Here is a 5,133-nt window from a genome sequence, read left to right on the forward strand (position 1 = left end):
TGCACGGCATGGTCGGCGTCGAGGCGGGCTATTCCTATGCCGGCTCGCCGCTGATCGTCGACGAGCCGGGCAACGCGGCCGAATGGGAAACCAGTCGCTACGATCCCAAGGCGGTCCCCGGCGCCCGTATCCCGCACATGTGGCTGGCCGACGGCCAGGCGATGCAGGACATCCTGGGCGATGACTACACCCTGCTCGATTTGAAGGGCGACGCCGATGCCGTCGCGCTGGAGGCTGCCTTCCGCGCGCGCGGCGCTCCGCTAAAAGTCATTCGCCGCGACGAGCCGCGCGTGCGCGGTGTCTATGGCGCGAGCCTGTTCCTGCTGCGGCCCGACCTGCATATCGTGTGGCGCGGCGATGCGGCGCCGGACGATCCGGTGCGCCTCGCCGCGCTCGCCACGGGCTGGGCGGCCGAGGGGAGTGGCGCAGGCGTCGCCGAGACGAGACCAGCCGCGGCAAGTGCGGGCTGAGAGATCAGGTGCCGGGACCGCGCCACAAGAGGCGGAGTAAACTCCGCCGTAGGTGGCGCCTCTTCGCCTGTCGCAATCGCTGAATGCGCCACTGGAGTGCCATCGGCCGCCGGGCCGACCCACCGCGGTGAAACGACTTTCGAGCTCTTCCGGACGCGGGCGTCTCGCCCGCTCTTCTCATGTGGGGGCGTGACGCCCGCGGTCCAGAAGACGAAGGTCCGCCCCAGTTTCTTGTTGGTGGCGCGGTCACAGCCATGAGTTCCTTCATCGGCCTGTCTTGTTGGGTCGCGTCACCGACGCGCGATCTGATATCGTCCCGTCATGAGGCGACGATATGTCCTGATCGGTTCGGCAGCCTTGGCGTGCCCCGGGCCGGCACTGTCCCAACGCCCGGCGCGCCTGCCGATCGTGGGATATGTCGGATTTGCCTCGCTCCTGGCCGACAACCGTACCTTGAACGCCTTTCGCGGGGCCTTGCGCGAGCACGGCCTGATCGAGGGACAGAACATCGTCGTCGAGGCGCGCAGCTCCGACGGCGACATCGCCCGAGGCCATGAGCAGATCGCAGAATTGATCGCCATGCCGGTCGACGTTTTCCTGTCGCCAGGGCCGGCAGCCACGCGGGCGCTTCTGCGTCTGACCAGGATCCCGGTCGTGGCCGTGGCTCTGCCCGCGGATCGAACCGACAGCAGCATGTTCGCCAGTCATGCGCGGCCGGGCGGCACCGTCACCGGCTTCTCGACCTTTGGCGAGGAGATGTCGGCCAAGCGGCTGCAGCTCGTCAGGGAGATGCTGCCCCGCATGACCGTGGTCGGCATCCTGCACAACGGCACCGACCCGACCTTCAGCGCCTGGGGCGAGCAGACCATGGCGGATGCCGCGAGGCAGGGCCTGCGTCCTGTCCGAATGTCCCTGTCTTCGGCATCGCCCGAGCAGCTCGACAAGAACATCCGGCAGCTGCGCGACGCCGGCGGTACCGGCCTGATCGTCGTTCGCGACTTCATGACCGTTACATTGATGAAGGAGATCTGCCGAACAGGGGCGGATGCAGGCATTGCCGTCGTCGGCGAGTGGAACGAGTTCGCGCGGGCCGGCGCTCTTTTCAGCTATGGCGCCGACATTCCGGATCTGTTTCGCCGCGCCGCAGGCTACGTCGACCGGATTCTCAAGGGTGAAAAACCGGCCGATCTGCCGATCCAGCTGCCCGACAAGTTCGAGCTCGTCGTCAACATGCGGACAGCGAAGCGGCTCGGCGTGGTCGTGCCACCTCGCTTGCTGGTGCAGGCCGATGACGTGATCGAGTGACAGCCGGCCCGCCGAATCCTTCAGTTCAATCCGTAGAACTGCATGGCGCCGCCGGCCATGACCTTGTGCTGCGACTCGGGCGACAGGCCTTTCATGCGCTCGCGCATCATGTCGGGCGCCCCCGGGAAGAAGCCGTCGCGGTGCGGATAGTCGGTCGCCCACAGGATCTTGTGCGGGCCGATATACTCGGCGAGGGAGCCGAGTGAACCTTCGACCGGCTCGAAGGAGATCCAGCAGTTGCGCCGGAATATGTCGCTCGGCCGGTTCTTCAGGCCGGAGTCGTTGAAACCCTGGTCGTCGAAATGGCGGTCCATGCGGTCGAGCCATGGCGCGATCCAGCCGCCGCCCGATTCGAGGAAGGCGACGCGCAGCTTCGGATGCCGTTCGCAGACGCCGCCCCAGATCATGCTCATCGCGGCGAGCATCATCTCCATCGTGTGGGAAATGATGTGCTGCGCGCCGCGACCGTCGAAGCGGTCGACGCCGACCGTCGGCATGCCACTGTTGCCGCCTTCGTGCAGGCCGATGCAGAAGTCGAGCTCCTCGGCTTCGCGCCAGAACGGCTCGTACTCGGGCGAATGCAGCAGGCGGTCGGCGTAGGGATTGGGTCGCAGGAAGCCGCCGCGGAAGCCCAGCTCCTTGCGGGCGAACCGCATTTCGCCGATCGCCGCGTCGATAGACTGCAGCGGCAGCATGGCGATGCCGAACAGCCGGTCGGGATAGGGCTTGCAGTAGTCGGCGAGCCAGCGGTTGTAGGCCCGGCACATCGCGGCGGCGAAGGCGGGATCGGCGACCGCGCCTGCGAACAGCCCCAGACTGGGATAGAGGAAGGCGGCGTCGATGCCGTCGAGGTCCATGTCGGGAATGCGCGCGTGCGGATCGAAGCCGCCCTTGCGACCGTCCTTGTAATCCATCGCATTGGCCTGGACGACTCCCTGGCGGGCGCCGACTCCGCCGATGCCGCCGAACCCGGCCTTGCTGCCCAGGATCTTGTCTTCCAGCAGCAGGCGTTCCTTGCCGTTCTCGTCCTTGACGAGCTTGGGAGCGCGCTCGCGATAAGCCGGATCCATGTAGTCGTCCCAGAGCGTGAACGGCTCCAGCACGTGTCCATCGGCGTCGATCACGTTGTAGCTGCGGCTCATGTTCCCTCCGTCGGGCGTCTTCGAACTGCGCCAGCCCGGCAAGGGTCCCTCGCTCCGCGCGGGATGACAACAGTTTTTGTCCCGGTCAGTCGCGCGCCGGTTCGCCTTGCAGACGGGGCATGCGGCGCCTGTGTGGCATCCTCGGTCGAGGAAGCGGTCCCGGCCCGCGGGCGACTATTGCCTGCGCTTCCGCCGACGCCTGGGACGATGGTCCGCTTCCAGCGCCCGCACAGTCTCGGCGCGCTGCCGGGCCTCGAGCATGTGCTTCCTGGCGAGGCGGTCACACAGCTCGTTCACGCCGAACCGGTCGCGACGCGCCCGGCCGCTGTGGCCCTTGACGTGCCGGGTTCCCATGCTGGACCTTGAGCTCGAACAGCACCTCGATTGCTTCTTTCTCCAGGGCCGTACGCGGCCGAAGTCCGGTCGGCGCATCGTGCGTCACCAGGCGCAGGGCGTGCTCATTGTCGATCTCAAACAGGATCGTGTCGCCGACCGCGGCCGGGCTGGGGAAGACAAGCAGCCTGCCATCCCGGGAGCGTGCAGCCGCGGCCAAGATGCCGACACGTAGCGAAGGGGCGCGACCCTCGTGGACCGCGGGCGTCGCGCCCCCTCACGAGAAGAGCGGGCCAGACGCCCCCGGTCCACGAGATCGTATTCGGCCGCCGGCGCCCTCGCGGCGTCCGGGCCCATCTGCTTCATCGCCCCGCCGTAGCGGTCGGTGAAGGCGGTGGTGTCGATCTCCTCGAGCTCGATCTCGCGGTTCAGCACCCGCTCCTTCCATTTCAGCAGCTCGGGATGCGCCGCCTGGAACTCGGGCATCACTTCCCTGGCGAACAGCTCCAGCGATTCGCAGATGTGCTCGTGGGTGTTCTTGCCGGCCTGGTTGAGCAGCACCACCTGGTCGATGTTCGACGACTGGAAGCGGCGCAGCTTGCGGCGGATGGTTTCCGGCGAGCCGATCAGGCCGCCGCGCAGGGCCGCTGCGTGCAGGTCGGGGTTGGCCTTCTTCCACGCATTGTACTCGTCCCACATGTTGACGGTGCCGGCGGGCGGCCGCCGGCGGCCGGCCGACTGGCCGTAGAAGCGCAGCGAGAATTGGAAGAAGGTGTCGCCGTCGGCGCGCTCGCGGGCTTCCTCGTCGGTCTTGGCGCACATGAAGAAGGAGACCAGCGCGATGTTCGGGTTGGTGCGGTAGTCGGCGAGCTTCTTCTGCCGCTTGACGAAGGCGTTGTAGTAGGCGTGCACCCAGGCATAGGCTGCGTCGGCGGAGACGAACTGGAAGCCCAGCGCGCCCATGCCCCATTCGCCGCACTTGGCCAGCGTCTCGAGCTGGGAGCAGGCGACCCACAGCGGTGGATGCGGCTTTTGCAGCGGCTTCGGCACCACCTGGCGCAGCGGCATGTTGAAGTACTTGCCCTGGTGCTCGGTCGGAGCGTCGCCGAACATCGGCATGATCGCCCGCACCGCTTCCTCGAAGATCTCGCGCTTGTTGTCCATGTTGACGCCGAACGGCTCGAGCTCGGTGATCGAGGCGCTCTCGCCCATGCCCATTTCGCAGCGGCCGTTCGACAGGAGGTCGAGGGTCGCGATGCGCTCGGCGACCCGCGCCGGATGGTTGGTGGTGAGCTGGACGATGCCGTGGCCGAGCCGGATCTGCTTCGTCCGCTGGCTCGCCGCGGCCAGGAAGGATTCCGGCGCCGGCGAATGGGAGTATTCCTCGAGGAAGTGGTGCTCGACCTGCCAGGCATGGTCGTAGCCGAGCCGATCGGCGAGCTCGATCTGCTCCAGGGCATTCTGGTAGAGCCGGTGCTCGTCGCCCGCCTGCCAGGGCCGCGGCAGCTGCAGCTCGTAGAAAATGCCGAACTTCATGGGCCAGTCCTCCTGAAGGCCAGCATGCCCGCAAATCCCCCCAATGCAATGGCGCGGTGGAAGGAGATTTCGCAGGTCGTTCTCCTCCCCAACTTCGTTGGGGAGGTGTCGCCATCGTAAGGCGACCTGCCTTCGCCGAAGCGAAGCCGCTTCGGCTTCGCGCAGGCAGGCGGAGGGGTCAAGGTCTTTTGGACCGCGGGCGTCCCGCCCGCTCATGATCATGATCCATGAGCGGGCGGGACGCCCGCGGTCCAAGAAGAATAATGACCCCTCCGTCGCCGTATGACGGTGACACCTCCCAGCGAAGCTGGGGAGGAGATGAGATCTCGCGAGAAGCCGCGATTTTT

3 protein-coding genes and 1 pseudogene are annotated in these 5,133 nt (G+C 66.9%); 2 read left to right on the forward strand and 2 right to left on the reverse strand.

Annotated elements, in window-relative coordinates:
- Both AB7O82_RS37120 and AB7O82_RS37125 read left to right on the forward strand, forming a co-directional pair.
- Positions 1-470, forward strand: a pseudogene (locus tag AB7O82_RS37120) (FAD-dependent monooxygenase); the annotation flags it as partial.
- A gap of 321 nt (positions 471-791) precedes the next feature.
- On the forward strand, positions 792-1,775 hold the full coding sequence (locus AB7O82_RS37125) for an ABC transporter substrate-binding protein (protein WP_428553436.1): 984 nt from the start codon (positions 792-794) through the stop codon (positions 1,773-1,775).
- A 20-nt stretch (positions 1,776-1,795) separates the two neighbouring features.
- Here the strand turns inward: AB7O82_RS37125 and AB7O82_RS37130 are convergent, their stop codons facing one another.
- Positions 1,796-2,917, reverse strand: a complete 1,122-nt coding sequence (locus AB7O82_RS37130) for an amidohydrolase family protein (protein ID WP_428553432.1) — start codon at positions 2,915-2,917, stop codon at positions 1,796-1,798.
- A 438-nt stretch (positions 2,918-3,355) separates the two neighbouring features.
- Positions 3,356-4,786 (reverse strand): LLM class flavin-dependent oxidoreductase, encoded by a 1,431-nt coding sequence (locus AB7O82_RS37135; RefSeq protein WP_428621794.1) that lies wholly within the window; start codon positions 4,784-4,786, stop codon positions 3,356-3,358.
- Between the last annotated feature and the right edge of the window lie 347 nt (positions 4,787-5,133).

Origin of the sequence: Reyranella sp. (assembly GCF_050185545.1) — a bacterium.
Taxonomy (GTDB): domain Bacteria; phylum Pseudomonadota; class Alphaproteobacteria; order Reyranellales; family Reyranellaceae; genus Reyranella.

What these genes read in the sequence shown, in the direction of transcription:
- AB7O82_RS37125 (WP_428553436.1), top strand. Translation starts at nt 792, where the DNA reads ATGAGGCGACGATATGTCCTGATCGGTTCGGCAGCCTTGGCGTGCCCC.
- AB7O82_RS37130 (WP_428553432.1), bottom strand. Translation starts at nt 2,917, where the DNA reads ATGAGCCGCAGCTACAACGTGATCGACGCCGATGGACACGTGCTGGAG.
- AB7O82_RS37135 (WP_428621794.1), bottom strand. Translation starts at nt 4,786, where the DNA reads ATGAAGTTCGGCATTTTCTACGAGCTGCAGCTGCCGCGGCCCTGGCAG.